An 18,284-nucleotide genomic window follows, 5' to 3' on the forward strand; every position below is an offset into this window, starting at 1 on the left:
CTCATTTCTTTCAGGTCTGCCCACGCCTGGGCGGCTATGGGCAGGTTTTCATGTTTGGCCCCGCTGTGCTCAGACAGTGGGACATTTACCGCAGTCAGCGCAGAGTCGTCTCGCTGTAGGCGTAGCCGCATGGCCTCCAAGCGCTGTCTCCCTCAGCTCGAAGGGCAGGCTCCTTCCCACCTGATACATTGCGGACACCACTTCATCAAAGGGTATCAGGCTCCCAATCCCCGCAAGAGTGATATCTGCACACATGAGCGCATTTGCCGCCCCCATGGCATTTCTTTTCTGACACGGGACTTCTACAAGTCCCCCTACCGGGTCACAGACAAGCCCCATAACATTTGAAAGGGCCGTTCCTGCCGCATCCAGGCATTGCTGCGGACTACCGCCGCGCAGTTCCACAGCGGCGGATGCCGCCATAGCGCTGGCTGATCCCACCTCTGCCTGACAGCCGCCTTCAGCTCCGGCCACCGTGGCATTCTGCATAAGAAGGTATCCCACTGCACTGGCATTAAATAACGCCTTCACCATCTTTTCATCAGAATATCCTTCCTCCTCCTGCATCGCCAGCAGCACACCCGGTATCACGCCCGATGCTCCTGCCGTGGGCGCTGCCACTATAAGTCCCATGGACGCATTAACTTCCAGAACTCCAAGTGCGTACATCCCGGCTTTTGAAAGAAGGCTTCCGCAAAGAGGCCTGGCTTCTCTCAGATAGGCATCCATCTTTCTGGCTTCCCCGCCAATCAGACCTCCCATGCTTCTTCGTTCATGAATGACCGCCTCTCTGGCAGCATCCCTCATCACAGAAAACGAATGGAGCATCAGATCATGCGCCTCCGAGGCTGCCATCCCCGACACGGCAGTCTCGCGTTCCTGCATGATCTCTGATATTGTTTTTTTATTCTCCTCACAGAGCTTTAACAGCTCCGCACCAGTCATAAAGTTCATTTATTCAGTACCTTTCACTTTTTTTGACGGCAGATCAAATACTATTGATTTATAGGGTTATGATTTTTGCGATATAGATATCAGGGTTAACCATGATCCTCTTTACTACCTCTTCCGGGATCATATCATCAGACTCTATGACAGAGTAGGCATCCTGGCCTTTTTTTGTCCTGAACAGCCGCATAGCCGCAATATTCAGATTTGTATCTCTGAATGCTGTGGTAATATGGGCCATTACTCCCGGTGAATCCTTCTGATGCACGAATAAAGTACAGTACTCTCCTGAGAGGCTTATATCTTCCCCATTTATCTTAACGATATATGCCTTTCCCCCTCCTACCGATATACCTGTCACAGTCATCGATGTCCCATTTTCCATAGACATGACAACATCTACCGTGTTCGGATGGATAGGTGTATCCTCTGTGTCCGATACAAAGCTTACCTCAATGCCGGCCTCCCTTGCAAGTCTCTCCGCTTCCCTTATCCGCTTATCATTGGCTGAAAATCCCATAATCCCGGCTGTGAGGGCTTTATCAGTCCCATGCCCGTGATAAGTTTTTGCAAATGATCCGTACAGCACGAACCGGACCTTCACGATCCCGCTCCCCGCCAGATTTCTGGCCAGCTGGGCTATTTTCAAAGCTCCTGCCGTGTGGGAACTCGACGGCCCTATCATCTCAGGTCCGACCACATCAAATGCACTGATTATCTTCATTTGTATACCTCTTCATCATGCATATTTTCTAATTGCTGTGTGCCCGCAGGCTGCTGCCGGCACACAGCCCTATTATAAGCTATTTGGATAAATAAAGAAAGCCCGTCAGATACAATTTCTCCAAAATCTGACGGGATTATTCATTGAGTCCTGCTCCTGTATTTCCTTACAGCCAGTCCCAGGATCACGGCACCTATATAAACCAGTATAATCACATTTGACCAAAGCGGATTGCCGGCAAAAAGTGAGTAGACCTGGGTAGCCAAGATGGCATAAGTCACAGCTACCATGATCTTCAGCCTCCACCGGGGATACCGCTTTGCATATTTCGAATCCTCCCAGAGTCTGGGATATTTTTCCGGCAGCTTCAGGATTCCTGCCATAGGGATGCATGTTCCCAGGATCGTCAGCCCTATAGACATCTTTGACAGTACCGTAAGATCGATTCCCATAACTGCCGGCACTGCTCCAAACAGATAAAAGATGGTCATGAGGATGTACGGAACCCCTGCTTTATTCGTCTTTCCCCACTTTTTGGGAAAACATCCATCTTCACATGGCCTGATCAATGAATTTGAATACCATATAAAGCTGGAATTTAATGTTGTGACCAATGCCCCCAGACATGTCCCAATTACAAAAAATCCATAAAGTACTTTATTTGTGAGTACTGCATCAGCCGGCACTGTCAGAGGCCGGCCGGCTGCCTCGGATGCCGGTACAGCTCCGCTGGCCACCAGGCCCATCAGCATATACATAAAACAGACTGCCGTTGTTACACCCACTATAACCTTTACCATAACCTTCTGTGAATTCTGGATCTTAGGTGCAAAGTCTGTGATAATATACGCTCCTCCCACTGCAAAATACAGCAGGGCTGCTGCAGAATAAAATCCCCCTGCTCCTCCGCTAAAAAAGCCATCCGAAAAATAATCTGTATATTCAACCTGTCTTATTCCGAAAATCACAAACACAAAAATTCCCGCAATCAAAATAATACACATTATATTCTGGACTTTTGCTGCGAGTTTCATTCCAAACAGGTTAACAATAAAAAACAATGTGAGAACTGTCAGTGCAATTGTCTTCTGCGCTGTCTCCCCGCCCAGTTCCGGAATCAGCGCTGACAGATACTGGGCGAAGGAAATGCCAAAAATTGCAATTGTCATCCTGCCAAGAAAATATATGTAAGCATAAAACCTTCCCGCATCCTCATGTATCAGCTCTTTCGAATACGTGTAGGCTGCGCTTGTACGCGGCAGCAGAGCGCTCATGATAAAGATGGGCCGAAATGAAATCAAAAATAATATGGCACTTACAGGAAATGCCAGGAAAATACTTCGGCCCGTCATGCTAATTCCTATTCCAGTCTGGGTGATGATACCAGACCCAATAGTAAAGCCTGCAGCCAGACTAATCGTTTCAATCAGTGAAAGCTTTCCCTTTTTATCTTTCAACTATCTGCCTCCTCACACTGCATCAGATCAAATGCATCAGTATATGCCATACTTTCTTACAGCATCTCTCCAGGCTTCAAAGCAGGCATGATCCACATTATCCATTGACAGAGAGTTTGTCATTATAAATCCGCCTCCCGGCGCACAGATATCAAGCGTCCTTTTGGTTTCCTCTGTAACTGCCCCCGGATCTGAGCCCTGTAAAAGCAGCTGTGTCTTCATTCCTGCGCCAAAGCAGGCATGACCGGAAAGTATGGATTTCGCGCGTTCCAGATCTACATCTTCAAAAAAATAAACAACTTTTCCTGACGGTATGTCTGTAAGTGTCTCAAGCCGTGTAGTATACTTTCCCTCACAGAGAGGCACAGGTATAATTTCTGCATCAATCAGTGCCATAAGCAGCCGTTTTAAATGAGGCCAATAATAGCGGTTATAATTTTCCAGAGACATAAAGTTATCAGCTCCACAGTGAAGCGGAATAAACACAAATTTAGACCCGGCCCGTTTTGCCTGTGAGACACCTGCCGGGATTGTGGCGTCTCCCCATCTGAGCAGCACCTCATTGAGACGATGCGGGTCTGTCTTCATATCAATTATGGTAGCAATAAGTCCCCGCACATTATCTGCAAAATCATCAAATGGATTAACCATAACTGAATCTCCCAGCAGCGGGTATCCCATCTTCTTCACATAAGAGTTTACTTCTGACAATCCCGACAGATTTTTTTGAAGTGCTTCCCCGGTTTCTATCATTCTTCGCAGCGCCGCTCTTACAGGAGGAAGACTAAGAGAGGCCAGCCGGAATATGGCCTGTCCGCACATTACAGGAGCCTTCAGATATTCAAGTCCTTCAAATCCCCTGAATTTCTGCGGCAATACCCTGCCAAACAAAAAACCGCTGGGATCCCTCAGATATTCTTCATAATCATCCTCCCCCATATATTCTCTGTCTATAAACTGATATGGTGTATTTTCCGGCAAATTATGATAAGTTCCTGGCCACCTTGCATTTGAGTACTCTGCACATTCAAGTACCGCTGCCGGATAAAAGCCGGGAGCATATACCATATCCGGATCATATTTTCTAATATATTGTTCCATCACTGGAATCAAAGTCGTGATGTCCTCCATAACATTTTGGATCGTAAGACCATATCCAAGCGCATAAAAATTTCCGATTTGAGGCACAAATGGTACTCTGTCCGTCAATTTCAATTCCACGGCATCTGATATTCGTTTTTCCCGCCTGATCATCTCTTCCTGATTTGTATTGCCCATACAAGTCTCCTCCCGCTTTCTCTAATGTTTATCATTTCTGCGGCACAGTACTCCGCTATTCCCTATTGCTGTCCTTCCTTTTTTTCATCACTGCCAGAACAGCCAGAATTACTGCTGCCGCTATAAATGCTCCTATACCAAATGTCTGAAACATATATCTCTGTGTCCCATTACCCGAAGCAGAACCTATCCACTCCTGTATATAAGAAGTCATAAAACATCCCAAGTAAAGACTGGCTGACAAAATCCCATTTGATTTCTGTATCTGTCCGGCCGGAACTATTTTTGAATTAGAAATAAATATCATAGGTGTAATACAGCCATATCCAAAGCCTATCAGAATCTGGGCACACATTGCCGCCGCTACAGAATACGCCCTGCTCAATATCAGAAATCCCACCCCAAGCAATATACATGAAAAGAGTATCGTTGCTCCTTTAAACACTCTTCTCACAGCCGGGAGCACAAAACCTGCTAAACAGCCTGTCCCTGTGATCAGAGCCATAGTGATTCCAAGCAGCGCCGGAGGTCCGATCTGTTCCCCAGATAAAATTTTGCCATATTAGTTGGTGTTACCAGAGAATACACCTGGATCAGAAACATTCCTATGATAAGAATAAAAAATTTACCCGGCAGTTTATCCTCTTCTTTTTTGCTCTCCTTACTTTTTTTCTGAACCGGAGTGGCCGGCACCAGGATCAGCACCAGGACCATAATTACAAAAGCAAATGCGAATGCGTAAAAATTATAACGCCAGCTCACAGCTGCCAGACTGCCTCCGATGATACTCCCAAGCATGGAGCCAAAGTTAGATGTTCCTGAAGCAAATCCAAGATTCCTGTCCTTTGCCCTTCCCTCATAAAACATCATAATGATTGCAGTTGACTGAGGCAGAACCAGCCCTACTCCACAGCCCATCAGAATTCTTGTGATCATCAGCCCTGTCACTGAATTCATGGATGCTCCCAGAAGGCCCATGGCTCCGTAGACTGCCAGTCCTGCCACAACAAGCATTTTTTTAGATACCAAATCTCCCAGTTTCCCGGAAATCAATGAAAAAATAAGAACTGTCAGATACATGGATGACATTATCATCCTGATTGTCCCATACGGAGTATCGGGAAAAGCTTCCTGCAGCGCATTCAGAGCCGGAGCAATCAGCGAGCCGCTGGCATACATCATAAGAGATATTGCCAGAATCCCTATTGTGTTTCCCATTGTCAAACTTCTTTTTTGTTCACCCATAGCACACCCTCCACCAACATACAAGATTAACAGCTTCTGTGTTTATTATAACTTACAAGCCTGCTGCTTCAATGTCCTGCACGGACAAATCATCTGAAAATCAAACATCTTTTTTTGTTATTTTTCGACAATGTAAATCCTTCTGTGATATACTGAATATATAATAATGTCTGTCTTTGAAAGGAGGCTGCCGTCCCAATGAAAATAAGTATCTGGCACCTGTATGAAAGGCTTATGGAGTATTCACCTACAGCTCATATCTCTAATGGAGCCTGTGAAATCCAGGATGTGAGAGTACTCTCTCCTGATGGTCATGTTTATTTTGCTGATTATGTATACCTGGTAAGCCTGGATCCGGAATACGGCTGGAAGCCCCCCCAGGACACCATCATACTAATTCACAGAAAAGATATGGTTATACTTCATAATGCCGCCTTTTATGATGTCATGAACAAGATCATGGACATTTTTGACTGTTTCCGGAAAATAGAACAGAATCTGGAGCGTGCCTGTCAAAGCCCGGTTCCTTATGAAGATATGCTTAATATTTTATATGATTATTACCATCTCCCAATTGTCATTACTAACAACAATCTGAAAATTCTGGCGGCGACTGATGTAATCAGTGCTATTGCAGACGAATGGGACATAATATTTAAGACTCATTATATGCCTGTCACTTTTTTCTCTGTCTTTAATAATGAAAAAAATAACCGTCGTTTTATAACATGTAAAAAGCCGTTCCTGATGAATCCTGTAAACCCAAACGCAGCAAAATTTTATAGAAAACTATTCGTAATCCCCTTTGAATCTAACCGCATCTCCGCCGGGAAAGTGCTTATTAATGTCTTTGACGAGACTCTCTCACCCGGAAGTCTTCTTATGGGTGATATATTTGCTGATTATTTCTCAAGGATTTCTTCAGCAGATGAGGATACATACAGTATGGCATCTTACTTTGAGAATGCTATCCGCCGGAATTATTATTCTAAGGAGGAGGAGAGAGTGATCTACAATATGCGCCATTGGGAGCAAGATACCATTTTCACCCTCTGTGTGCTTAAAGATTCCTGCCGACGTCTCTCCATTCCTGAACTGCGCTGGTGCTGCGGCATTCTGGAGCTTAATATCCAGAATTCCATCGCGTTTACAATTGATGAACAGGTAGCTTTGCTTATTCCCCGCCAGCATCTTTCTATTGAGTTTTTACTGACTCAGGTATTAGAAAATTATGTGCCTGGTTTTTCTTTCCAATGCGGCGCCAGCCTGTCTTTTAAGAATTTTCAGTCGCTAAAGAGCCATTATTCCCAGGCCGTATATTCCCTAAACCAAATCAGAGGCAGTTCCAGAAATCTCATGCGGTTCCAGGAATGCGGTTTTCATGGTATCTGTTGTGAAATTGCAGACTCCTTTGAATGGGAGGATTATTTTCCGCCCGAATTGCAGGCATTAGAAGAACTGGATAACAAACTACATTCCGATTATTATCAGACTTTTTTCTGCTATCTGGAGAACGGACAGCAGCTTCAGCCGTCATCAGCTCAGCTCCATATCCATACCAACACCTTAAAGTACCGCCTGCGCAAAATTTTTACATTTCTTGATTATCAGCCGGATGACCTGGAAAAAAGACATTATTATCTGCTCTGTATGCAGCTTAAAAACAACTTCCGCAAACACTGCTGTCCGCTCAGTGCCCCGTAATGCCAACACCTGAAGACCACATGCCTCATATCCCGGCTTGTAAATCTTATTCCCAAATGGTATACTTATACGCATATTAAAACCAAAAGGAGCTGATGCAGATTGAGACAGGAACACTTTACAATGGTACGCGGAGGACAGATCGAGATCGGACAGGAAGTTGAAATCACCGAATTCCAGACAAATATGAATTTTGCCTACATCATTGAGCCGGCCGTTGCCATGTCCGGCTGTTATCCGGCAAGAGAACGGATACAGTCCCGCAAAGGTGTCATAAAAGATATCAGTGAAACTCTGATGGGATTTGATGTCATCGCTGAATTTGAAAAATAAGTTGCTGAAGCTGCAGTCCTGTTCTGCAGCTTTTTTGTTAAATTGCCTTTCTAAAAATCACTATCCAGTATCTGTATCGTCATATCGACGAAGTTTTTAAATCCAATATATCATTATGCTATATCATTTGCATTATTTAATATATATGTCGTATTGTGATATATAATTAGCATCACTAAAATATTTACCTTCCACTAATTAATTGTTATAATTTGATTAACAAAAGCAAAGAATAAACGGCATAAGAGACAATAAAAAAGGAGGGTTCAGAAAGTGAAAAGTAAATTTGCACAAAGAACAGCAATAACAGTGAGCATATTGCTGGCAACCGGTACAATGTTCACCGGTTGCGGAAATCCTGCAAAAAGTTCGCAAAAAGTAACATTGCAGGTCCTCAACTACAAACGTGAGGCTGTAGATATCCTTGAGGAACTGGCTGCCGATTTTGAGAAAGAGAATCCTGATATACATATTCAGCTGGATTCCCCTTCCGATGCCACAAATATCCTGAAGACAAGGCTCGTTAAGGAGGATCCGCCGGACATTGCCATGATCGGCGGCGACAGGGCCTACGCCGACTTTGTGGATGCGGACATTATGGTGGACTTAAGCGATTACGCAGGGCTTGATAAAGTCCAGGATGTCTATCTGACCATGGCTAAACAGCTGGAACTCAGACAAAAGGAAGGCCAGTACTGTGTCCCGTTTGCATCCAATGCCGCCGGCGTACTCTACAACCGAGACATGTTCAAAGAAAATGGCTGGGAGATTCCCCAGACCTGGAATGAATTTATGTCATTATGCCAGACCATCCGTGATTCAGGCACAACACCATTTTATTTCATGCTCAAGGATTCCTGGACAGGCATCACACCCTGGAATGCACTGGCTGCCAATCTTACCACGCCTGATATCTACACTGAGGTAAGCCTGGGTGATACTACCTTCACCGAGAATTACGCCTCATCGGCCCATAAGATGGATGAACTGCTTGAATTCAGCCAGAGCGATCCATTTGCCTACGGATACAATGACGGCTGCACTGCCTTTGGAAACGGCGAATCCGCCATGCTTCTTCAGGGTAACTGGGCCATCCCGCAGATATTAAGCGCTAATCCTGATATCAATATCGGAGCCTTCACACTTCCTGTATCCGACCAGGCTGGCGAAACTCTCCTCGTATCCGGAATAGACTTCTGCTTCACTGTTATGCGTGATGAGAACCTGGAGGCATGTGAAAAGTTTATGGATTTTATGCTGCGTGATGAAAACGCTGCCAGATATTACGAAAACCAGAATGCTGTGGCCTGCCTGAAGGGAGATTTTGAAGTGCCGCAGTCACTGTCCGAGATGGCATCCTACTGGGAGGACGGCAAGGTCATAGACTTTCCCGACCACCACTATCCGGCAGAGCTTCCCGCCGCAGATATGCTGCAGGGATACCTGATGAACAAAGATCTGGATACTTTCCTGAACAAGTTCGACAATGAATGGCAGAAAACAAACCGTGACCTGATCGCAATATTAAAAGAAGAGAGAAACAATTGATAAATTGATAATGGAGGGAACGCTATGCGTGGTAAAAAAAGCAATCGGATGTATCTATTATTTGTGCTGCCAATGCTCATCCTGTTCTTTGCTTTCAACACGTTTCCGCTGCTGCGCGGATTCGTATACAGCCTTACAAATTCCAAAGGCTTCGGAAGCTATGACTGGGTAGGTCTTCGCAACTATATTGACCTGTTTGGGGATTCCCGGGTGGGCAATTCTTACTTATTCACATTTAAATTTGCCATTACGGCTACAATTATTGTAAATGTCCTGAGTATGGTCATGGCTCTGCTGCTGAATGCCAGGATCAGGGCGAAAGGCTTCTTCCGCGGCCTGTTCTTCCTGCCTAACATCCTTGGAGGCCTGGTTATCGGTTATGTATTTAACTTCATCTTCACATTCATCCCTGCCCAGCATCGGTTCTTCTGTGGGAAGCAGCTTCCTGGGCACCAGCCTTCTGAGCCGTGAAGGTACTGCATGGCTGGCCATAGTAGTCTGCGCCTCCTGGCAGGCTATAGCATTTAACACGATCATCTATATCTCAGGGCTTCAGACGATCCCTGAGGAAGTATATGAGGCTGCTGCTATTGACGGGACTACTCCGTGGCAGAAATTCTGGAAGATTTCCTTTCCCCTCATTGCACCATTTTTTACGATCAATATGGTGCTGTGCATGAAGAATTTCCTTATGGTATTTGACCAGATCGTCTCCATGACAAACGGCGGTCCTAACCAGTCCACTGAATCTATCTCGATCCTGATCTATAAGGCAGGTCTGGCAGGCAACCAGTTCGGCTACCAGAGTGCAAACTCAGTGATCTACTTTATCGTAATAGTAGCAATATCCGTATTCCAGATGAAGTTCTTAAATAAGAGGGAGGTGCAGTTATAATGGCAAATTCTGCAGCAGTTAGAAAACCAAAGAGCGGAAAATCCTGGCTGATGACAATCATCCTTATTCTCCTGGCTTTTACCGTATTATTTCCATTATACATGACAATTATCATCGCTTTTAAAAACCCAAGCGAAATGACAAATGATATCGCGGGAGCCCTGTCCTTCCCCGCTTCCTGGAACTTTTCAAATTTTATAGAGGCGATCAGAGTTACAGATTTTTTCCGTACTATCGGAAATTCCTTCTTAATCACAGCCCTCACCCTGATCGTTACTATAGTGCTCCATTCTATTGCCGCATTTGCTGTGGGACGCAATAAGGAACACAAGAAATTTTATAACTTCCTCTACCTGTATTTTATCAGCGGAATGTTCGTTCCCTTCTCCATGCTCATGCTCCCTCTTGTAAAAGAGGTCAGCATCCTGGGACTGGACAACAAGATCGGCCTGATACTGCTGTATGCAGTCTTCTATTTCCCGATGAACCTCCTGCTCTATACAGGCTACTTAAAGAATATTCCCATCGCCCTGGAGGAGGCGGCCTATGTGGACGGAGCCAATACCTGGACAACCTTCTGGAAGATATGTTTCCCGCTGCTGCGCCCCATGCACGCTACGGTGGCTGTCGTCACTGCACTGGGAGTATGGAACGATGTTATGACACCGCTGGTAATGTTAAGCGGCGGCGATGGAAGTGATACTACACTTCCTTTGGCACAGCTGCTGTTCCAGACAAAGTTCGGCACAAATTATAACCTGGCATTTGCATCTTACCTGCTGGCTATGATACCGATACTGCTGTTCTATCTCTTCGCCCAGAAACAGATCATCAACGGCGTCGTAAACGGTGCTGTAAAATAATTGCAGCAAACAATTAACATGACTAATCTATATGGAGGAAACTATGGCTATTATTATTGACGAGCAGAAAAAATTATTTACCCTTCAGACAAAAAGCAGTACCTATCAGATGAAAGCTGACAAATACGGGACCCTTCTCCATACTTACTATGGAGCCAAAATAACACCCTTTGACATGTCCTACCTCATTGTAAACGGAGATCATGGTTTTTCAGGAAATCCCTACAGGGCCGGCAATGAGAGGACGTATTCCCCGGATACGCTGCCACAGGAATATTCCTGCTATGGCAGCGGGGATTTCCGCCCCAGCGCACTTAAAATCAGGCGTGCAGACGGCAGTGCGTCCACAGAGCTTGTGTACGATTCCTATCAGACAGAAGACGGGAAATATTCCCTTGAGGGCCTTCCCGCCCTCTATCTGAATGAGGGAGAACAGGCTCAGACCCTTATCATTACTCTCAAAGATGAATCAGACACTGTACGCGTACATCTGTATTACGGAGTGATGGAGGAGGCTGATATCATCACAAGGGCTGCTGTAATCGAAAATACCGGCAGCCAGCCTTTCCACCTGGAAAGAGCCATGAGCCTGAATCTGGATTTTCTGTCCGGATCCCGTGACCTCATTACCTTCCACGGAAAACATGCCATGGAACGCCAGCTGACAAGAAACCCCATCCATCCAGGCATACAGTCTGCGGGCAGCACACGCGGCGCATCAAGCCATCACTACAATCCATTTATGATCCTCGCCGGAAGTGACACAGCAGAAGACTTCGGCGACTGCTATGGTTTTTCCTTCCTCTACAGCGGAGATTTTCTGGGAGAGGCTGAATATGACCAGATGGACCAGACCAGGATCGTCCTGGGAATACACCCCGGCAACTTCAATTTCAAGGTAGAGCCGGGCGCTGCCTTCACTGTTCCCGAAGCCGCCCTAGCATATACATCAGACGGACTCTCAGCCCTCTCCCGCATCTACCACAATGCGTACAGGAACAATCTCTGCCGGGGAAAACACAAGAAAACAAGAAGGCCCATCCTGATCAATAACTGGGAAGGGACATATTTTGATTTTAATGGAGAAAAGCTTGTCTCAATGGCAAAAGAAGCTTCCGAGCTGGGTGTGGAGCTCTTTGTCATGGATGACGGATGGTTTGGAAACAGAAATGACGATAATACAGGGCTGGGTGACTGGACTGTAAACGAAGAGAAACTGGGATGTACTCTTAAGGAGCTGTCTGACAGGATACACGGGACAGGGATGGTGTTCGGCATCTGGTTCGAGCCTGAGTGCATTTCCGAAGACAGCAGCCTCTACCGCTCTCACCCTGACTGGGCGCTGAAGGTTCCGGGCAAAGCTCCTGTTCGCAGCCGTTACCAGCTGGTCCTGGATTTCTCAAGGGAAGATGTAAGAGAACATATCTACAGCCAGTTATGCTCTGTTCTGGACAGCGCCAGGATTGAATATGTCAAATGGGACTTTAACAGGAGCCTGAGCGATATCTACAGCGCCGTCCTGCCTGCTGACAGACAGGGCGAAACAGCCCACCGCTATGTCCTGGGCCTGTATGACATGCTTGAAAAGCTCACATCACGCTTTCCTGATATCCTGTTTGAAGGCTGCAGCGGGGGCGGCGGACGCTTTGATGCCGGTATGCTTTATTATACCCCCCAGATCTGGTGCAGTGATGATACAGATGCAATAGAGAGGCTGAAGATCCAGTACGGCACTTCCTTCGGCTATCCTGTCAGCGCTGCAGGCTCCCACGTATCTGCAGTGCCCAACCACCAGACAGGAAGGGTGACGCCGCTGTCCACAAGAGCTGTGGTGGCCATGTCAGGAACCTTTGGATACGAGCTGGATATCAGCAAAATGACTGCTGCTGAAAAATCTGCCGTCAAAGAGCAGATCAAAGACTTTAAAAAGTATTATTTTCTGATCCAGGACGGTATTTACCACAGACTGACAGATCCTTTTACAGACGACCGCTACTGTGCCTGGGAATTTTCTGACCAGGACGGCCGCACGGCTCTGGTGAATGTAGTCAATACAAGGACAGCTCCGAATCCTTCAACAGTCTATATAAGGCTGAAAGGACTTTGCAGCAGCGCCCTGTACAGGATCAACGGCGGACAGGAGCAGTACCCAGGCTCCGCCCTGATGAACGGAGGACTTCCCCTGCCTGTGCCGTCTGCTGAGTACGAGAGCTGGCAGTTCTATCTCACTGCTGAGTGACAAGCATATAAGAGGCAATGTACCGCTGATCTATCAGCCTGGTACACTGCCTCTTATTTTTTATTTCACAACAAGATTCACTATTTTCTTAGGAACATAGATTTCTTTTATGATATTTCCTGTGATCTTATCAGCCACTGCCGCTTTTCCGGCTGCTATGGCATCCTCTTTGGAGATCTCTGCCGGAACCTTGATCACAGCGCGTGTCTTTCCGTTGATCTGGACAGGTACCTCTACCTCGTCGTCCTTCATGGCTTCTTCGTCATGCTCCGGCCATGTATTCTCAAATACTGAAGAGCTGCCTCCCAGCTGCTCCCACAGCTCTTCTGAGAGATGCGGCGCAAACGGAGCAAGCAGGATCACTGCTGTCTTTAATGTCTCTTTGTCGATTCCGCCCTCTTCCTTAGCCAGGTCGATCATCTTATTATTATACTCCATGAATTTGGAGATAACTGTATTCAGGCTGAAGCTCTCCAGCCTCTGGGTAATGTCATGGACCATCCTGTGGCGCAGCTTCACCATCTCTTTGGAGGCCTGCACATCTTTATCCTTATTGTCCGTCACCAGAGTCCAGAAACGGTTGATGAAGCGGTATACACCGTCGATTCCTCTGTCATCCCACTCTGCATCCAGCTCAGGCGGTCCTACGAAAAGCTCATACATCCTCAGGGAGTCGCATCCGTAATCCCTCACAAGGTCATCCGGTGACACTACATTTCCCTTGGATTTGCTCATCTTGATCCCATTCTTGCCTGTGATCATACCCTGGTTGAACAGTTTTGCAAACGGCTCATCAAAATCCACCACACCGATATCATGCAGGAATTTAGTATAGAACCTGGAATACAGCAGATGCAGGACAGCATGCTCCACACCGCCGATATACATATCTACAGGCAGGTATTTGTTGGCCTTTTCCCTTGAAACAAGCTCTTTGTCATTGTGGCTGTCTACATAGCGCAGGAAATACCAGGAGGAACCTGCCCACTGAGGCATTGTATTTGTCTCTCTTTTTGCAGGACGCCCGCATACAGGGCATGTGGTATTCACCCATTCGTCTATGGCTGCCAGCGGTGATTCTCCTGTGCCTGTAGGCTGATAGCTCTCTACCTCAGGCAGGCGCAACGGCAGCTCTTCCTCCGGTACAGGCACTGCTCCGCAGTGGTCGCAGTGGATGATGGGGATAGGCTCTCCCCAGTAACGCTGTCTGGAAAATACCCAGTCACGCAGCTTGTAATTTGTCGTTACCTTGCCGATACCGCGTTTTTCCAGCATCTCCGGAAGATCCCTCTTGGCATCCTCTGAATTCATTCCATTAAATTCTCCGGAATTTATCATGATTCCCGGCGCAGTATACGCCTCTGTCATATTCTCTATTTCAACACCGTCTTTTGCGATCACCTGGATAATAGGAATATCAAATTTTCTGGCAAACTCAAAGTCACGGTCATCGTGGGCAGGCACACACATGATGGCGCCTGTTCCATAATCAGCCAGAACATAGTCAGAGAGCCAGATAGGCACTTTCGCGCCATTGATGGGATTGATTGCATAGCTTCCCGTAAATACGCCTGTCTTTTCCTTATCCTGCAGCCTGTCTACAGAAGATTTCATGGATGCCTTGAAAATATAATCCTCTACTTCTGCCCTCTTTTCCTCTGAAGCCAGCTCCTTTGCCATGGCGTGCTCCGGGGCCAGTACCATGAATGTAGCTCCATAGAGTGTGTCAGGCCTTGTAGTGTATACCTTCACTGTCTTGTCGCTGCCATCGATCTCGAAGTCTATCTCAGCGCCATGGCTCTTGCCTATCCAGTCAGACTGCATCTTTTTAACCTTTTCAGGCCAGTCCAGCTTATCCAGGTCATTTAAGAGCCTCTCTGCATATGCTGTGATCTTCAGCATCCACTGGCGCAGGTTCTTTTTCGTTACAGGAGTTCCGCAGCGCTCACATGCGCCGTTCACTACCTCTTCATTAGCCAGTCCCGTCTTGCATGACGGACACCAGTTGATGGGGAACTCTTTCTCATATGCCAGTCCTGCCTTGAACATCTTTACAAATATCCACTGTGTCCACTTATAGAAATCAGGGTCTGTCGTATTAACTTCCCTGTCCCAGTCGTAAACTGCAGCGATCTCATTGATCTGGCGTTTAATGTTTGCCACGTTCTCAGCTGTGGAGATTGCCGGATGAACGCCCATCTTGATCGCGTAATTTTCCGCTGGAAGCCCGAAAGCGTCCCAGCCCATGGGATGGATCAGGTAATATCCCTGAAGCATTTTATACCTGCTCCACACATCAGAGATAACATAGCCTCTCCAATGGCCTACATGCAGTCCGTTTCCTGACGGATACGGAAACATGTCCAGACAGTAATATTTTTGTTTTTTGCCGTCATCTACGTTTACAGGGTTCTTCTCCCAGTTCTGACGCCATTTCTTCTCGATTGCCTTATGATTATAAGGTACAGCCATTGTTAAATTCCTCCTTTAATAACATCTAAATAAAAACATCAAAAAAAGCCCTCTCTATACATTATTTAGAGACGAAAGGGCTTGCGATTCCGTGGTACCACTCTAATTCACCTGCCGGCAGAATACTCTGCTGCGGTGCACTCATTTATATTCTGTAACGGGAAAGCCCGCCCTGCCCTATGGATCTCCAAAATGATGCGCACTGCATATAACTGACTTGCCATCATCGGGAAATATTTCAGCCAGGGAACTCCGAGGCGAGTTGGGAACTTACGCTGCTGCCTTCCACCTGCCGGCAGCTCTCTGTAAACGGTGGGTTCTTAATACTCCTCTTCACTGTCTTTGCATATATTTGTTACTTTTAGTTATTCTACTCATTTTGCTTGCATTTGTCAAGAGATGTTGTATACTAAAACACAAAACCAAAATTTAAACAGGAGGCACTCATGAAAAATAAGTGGTATTCACCAGACAGCCTTATACTTGCTGTCATTTATATGCTTTTCATCATTTCATTTTCAGTAGTCATTACTCTGAATTTCCGTCCGCTGTATTATTTTGACATCGGCCATCTGGATATTCCGGCAGAATCAGGTTATCCGGCAGATGAGATACGGGAAAATTATGACGCTCTGATCGATTACAATTCTATGTTCAATCACAGTGAGCTTAAATTCCCTACTCTTGCCATGTCAGATACAGGCAGGATCCACTTTGTGGAAGTAAAAAATATCTTCGTTGCCGTACAGTACCTGTGTATTGCCGCTTTCCTGGCTGCCCTGGTATGGACAGTCATTAAAGCCAAAAAGAAGGATTTTTCCTTCCTGTTCGGAGCTTCTCTTCTAAGTATCGTCGTTCCGGCTGTGCTGGGGGCGCTGATCGCTCTCAACTGGGATAATTTTTTTGTGACCTTCCATCATATTTTCTTCAATAATGATTATTGGATCTTCGATGCCGCAACGGACCCTGTCATCACCATACTGCCAGATACCTTTTTCATGCACTGTGCGCTGATGATCCTGGGCGGCGTTGTACTTGGAAGCATTCTCTGCTTCACGGCAGGAAAGATACTTGCAAAGCGCAGCAGGAGGGCATGACACAGCCAATGCCTGGAGCGCATTGTCAAATCACCTGCCTGCTGCTGTATCTTTTTTAGAGAGCACCGGCATAACGGTAATAAGCATAGTCACAAAGCTGGCAATACCGCCTATGAAGTTTGAGACAGGCTCAGCCAGAAAGACACCGTTTGCCCCCAGACCGCTAAGCTTCGGCAGCAGCAGAGTCAGGGGGATGACTATGATCACCTTCCTGAAAATCGAGAAAAATACAGCCTGCTTTGATTTTCCCAGGGCCACAAAGGTAGACTGCCCTGAAAACTGCAGCGCCATCATAAAAATACCAAAGAAATAAATCTTCATCGCCGGCACGCCCTGGCTGAGCAGCGCAGGATCGCTGTTAAAAAGCCTGATAAAGAATTCAGGCGCAAAAAAGATCAGGGCCCATGCCACGCACGTAAATGCAATACAGGAGACAGTTGTAAACTTGATCGCGGATTTTACCCGCCCGTACTCTCCTGCCCCATAGTTAAATCCCATGACAGGCTGCGCTCCGTTAGTGATTCCATTAACAGGCATATTAATGATCTCCCTCACGGAATTTATCACAGTCATGATCCCAACATACAGATCCCCTCCGTATCGTGCCAGAGTGGCATTGCACATTATCTGTACGGAGCCGTTTGTGACAGCCATTACAAAACCGGAAAGCCCCAGGGCTGATATCTCTTTTACAAGGCCCCATTTTATCTTTATATTCTTCTTATCCAGTTTCAGGATCGCCTTTTCTCCCGTCAGGAAGCGCAGCACCCAGAGGGCTGATATTCCCTGAGATATCACTGTGGCTGCGGCAGCTCCCCTCACTCCCATATGGAATACAAATATAAAGACCGGGTCAAGCACCAGGTTTGTTACTGCTCCCAGCATGACTGTGGCCATCCCCGTTTTCCCAAAGCCCTGGGAATTAATAAAGCTGTTCATCCCCAGGCTGATCATGACAAAAAGCGTGCCCACCAGATAGATTGAGATATAATCATCTGCATAAGGATATGTAGCGTCGCTGGCCCCAAACAGATAGAGGACAGGTTTTTTAAATATATAGCAGGCAGCCATCAGGATAATGCCTGATACAAGCAGCATAGAAAAAGATGTCCCCATAATGGACGCCGCTCTCTTATAATCCTTCTTCCCCCTGGCGATGGAACACAGAGGCGCTCCCCCCATGCCGAACAGATTTGCAAAAGCTGTGATGATGGTAATGATGGGCAGTGTAAGCCCAATCCCAGTCAGCGCCTGGGTAGAGGCATCAGGAATGTGCCCTATATAGATCCTGTCCACCACACTGTACAGGACATTTATCAGCTGGGCAAGCGTCATGGGTATTGCCAGGCTTAATATATTGCCGGATACGCTTCCCCTGCTGAAATCATTTTTTTCCGCCCCGGCAGACTCATTTTCTGCTGTCAGGTCTTTTCTCTTTCTCATTATATTTTCCCCTTTTTATTGCTGTCCCGGCACATTTT

At 46.4% G+C, this 18,284-nt stretch carries 14 protein-coding genes, 1 pseudogene and 1 other annotated feature; of the genes and pseudogenes, 7 read left to right on the top strand and 8 right to left on the bottom strand.

The genetic code is table 11. The features are described 5' to 3' along the window. Positions 1-69: 69 nt before the first annotated feature. The 6 genes from sdaAA to NSB28_RS02200 all read right to left on the bottom strand — a co-directional run bounded on the left by sdaAA (position 70) and on the right by NSB28_RS02200 (position 5,652). Entirely contained in the window at positions 70-954 is an 885-nt protein-coding gene (gene sdaAA, locus NSB28_RS02175) for an L-serine ammonia-lyase, iron-sulfur-dependent, subunit alpha (RefSeq protein ID WP_109624420.1), read from the bottom strand. A gap of 49 nt (positions 955-1,003) precedes the next feature. Next, positions 1,004-1,672 (bottom strand): L-serine ammonia-lyase, iron-sulfur-dependent subunit beta, encoded by a 669-nt coding sequence (sdaAB, locus tag NSB28_RS02180; protein ID WP_109624419.1) that lies wholly within the window; start codon positions 1,670-1,672, stop codon positions 1,004-1,006. 140 nt (positions 1,673-1,812) lie between these two features. Further along, positions 1,813-3,129 (bottom strand): APC family permease, encoded by a 1,317-nt coding sequence (locus NSB28_RS02185; protein ID WP_109624418.1) that lies wholly within the window; start codon positions 3,127-3,129, stop codon positions 1,813-1,815. Positions 3,130-3,165: 36 nt separating this feature from the next. Next, a complete protein-coding gene (locus NSB28_RS02190) occupies positions 3,166-4,407 on the bottom strand; it encodes a uroporphyrinogen decarboxylase/cobalamine-independent methonine synthase family protein (RefSeq protein WP_109624417.1) in 1,242 nt (413 codons plus the stop codon). 55 nt (positions 4,408-4,462) lie between these two features. Further along, positions 4,463-4,912 carry an MFS transporter gene (locus NSB28_RS02195; RefSeq protein WP_109624416.1) on the bottom strand — a complete coding sequence of 150 codons (450 nt, stop codon included), beginning with the start codon at positions 4,910-4,912 and terminating at the stop codon, positions 4,463-4,465. Further along, positions 4,903-5,652 carry an MFS transporter gene (locus NSB28_RS02200; protein ID WP_109624415.1) on the bottom strand — a complete coding sequence of 250 codons (750 nt, stop codon included), beginning with the start codon at positions 5,650-5,652 and terminating at the stop codon, positions 4,903-4,905. Before NSB28_RS02200 ends, NSB28_RS02195 begins: the two co-directional genes overlap by 10 nt. Positions 5,653-5,850: 198 nt before the next feature. Here NSB28_RS02200 and NSB28_RS02205 point away from each other — a divergent pair, with 198 nt between their 5' ends. From NSB28_RS02205 to NSB28_RS02230, 6 genes and pseudogenes are all read left to right on the top strand, one after another. Further along, positions 5,851-7,356: a PucR family transcriptional regulator gene (locus NSB28_RS02205; protein WP_109624414.1), complete on the top strand. Its 1,506-nt coding sequence runs from the start codon at positions 5,851-5,853 to the stop codon at positions 7,354-7,356. 102 nt (positions 7,357-7,458) lie between these two features. Beyond that, positions 7,459-7,689 carry a hypothetical protein gene (locus NSB28_RS02210; protein WP_109624413.1) on the top strand — a complete coding sequence of 77 codons (231 nt, stop codon included), beginning with the start codon at positions 7,459-7,461 and terminating at the stop codon, positions 7,687-7,689. A gap of 273 nt (positions 7,690-7,962) precedes the next feature. Next, positions 7,963-9,237, top strand: coding sequence for an ABC transporter substrate-binding protein (locus tag NSB28_RS02215; protein WP_109624412.1), 1,275 nt, complete (start codon positions 7,963-7,965; stop codon positions 9,235-9,237). Positions 9,238-9,261: 24 nt separating this feature from the next. Continuing rightward, positions 9,262-10,132 (top strand): annotated as a pseudogene (locus NSB28_RS24950) (carbohydrate ABC transporter permease). Next, a complete protein-coding gene (locus NSB28_RS02225) occupies positions 10,132-10,995 on the top strand; it encodes a carbohydrate ABC transporter permease (protein WP_109624411.1) in 864 nt (287 codons plus the stop codon). The pseudogene NSB28_RS24950 and the gene NSB28_RS02225 overlap by 1 nt, the downstream one beginning before the upstream one ends. Before the next feature lie 43 nt (positions 10,996-11,038). Continuing rightward, positions 11,039-13,234 carry an alpha-galactosidase gene (locus tag NSB28_RS02230; protein ID WP_109624410.1) on the top strand — a complete coding sequence of 732 codons (2,196 nt, stop codon included), beginning with the start codon at positions 11,039-11,041 and terminating at the stop codon, positions 13,232-13,234. A 60-nt stretch (positions 13,235-13,294) separates the two neighbouring features. Here NSB28_RS02230 and leuS read toward each other — a convergent pair whose 3' ends face one another. Next, a complete protein-coding gene (gene leuS / locus NSB28_RS02235; protein WP_109624409.1) occupies positions 13,295-15,706 on the bottom strand; it encodes a leucine--tRNA ligase in 2,412 nt (803 codons plus the stop codon). A 64-nt stretch (positions 15,707-15,770) separates the two neighbouring features. Next, positions 15,771-16,052, bottom strand: a binding site (T-box leader). Between the two features lie 100 nt (positions 16,053-16,152). Between leuS and NSB28_RS02240 the strand changes: the two genes are divergently transcribed. After that, positions 16,153-16,803, top strand: coding sequence for a TIGR01906 family membrane protein (locus NSB28_RS02240; protein ID WP_109624408.1), 651 nt, complete (start codon positions 16,153-16,155; stop codon positions 16,801-16,803). Between the two features lie 30 nt (positions 16,804-16,833). On the opposite strand, the gene NSB28_RS02245 is transcribed toward NSB28_RS02240, so the two are convergent. Next, positions 16,834-18,246, bottom strand: a complete 1,413-nt coding sequence (locus NSB28_RS02245; protein WP_109624407.1) for an MATE family efflux transporter — start codon at positions 18,244-18,246, stop codon at positions 16,834-16,836. Between the last annotated feature and the right edge of the window lie 38 nt (positions 18,247-18,284).

The organism is Murimonas intestini, from assembly GCF_024622195.1.
In the GTDB taxonomy this organism is placed as follows: Bacteria; Bacillota; Clostridia; order Lachnospirales; family Lachnospiraceae; genus Murimonas; species Murimonas intestini.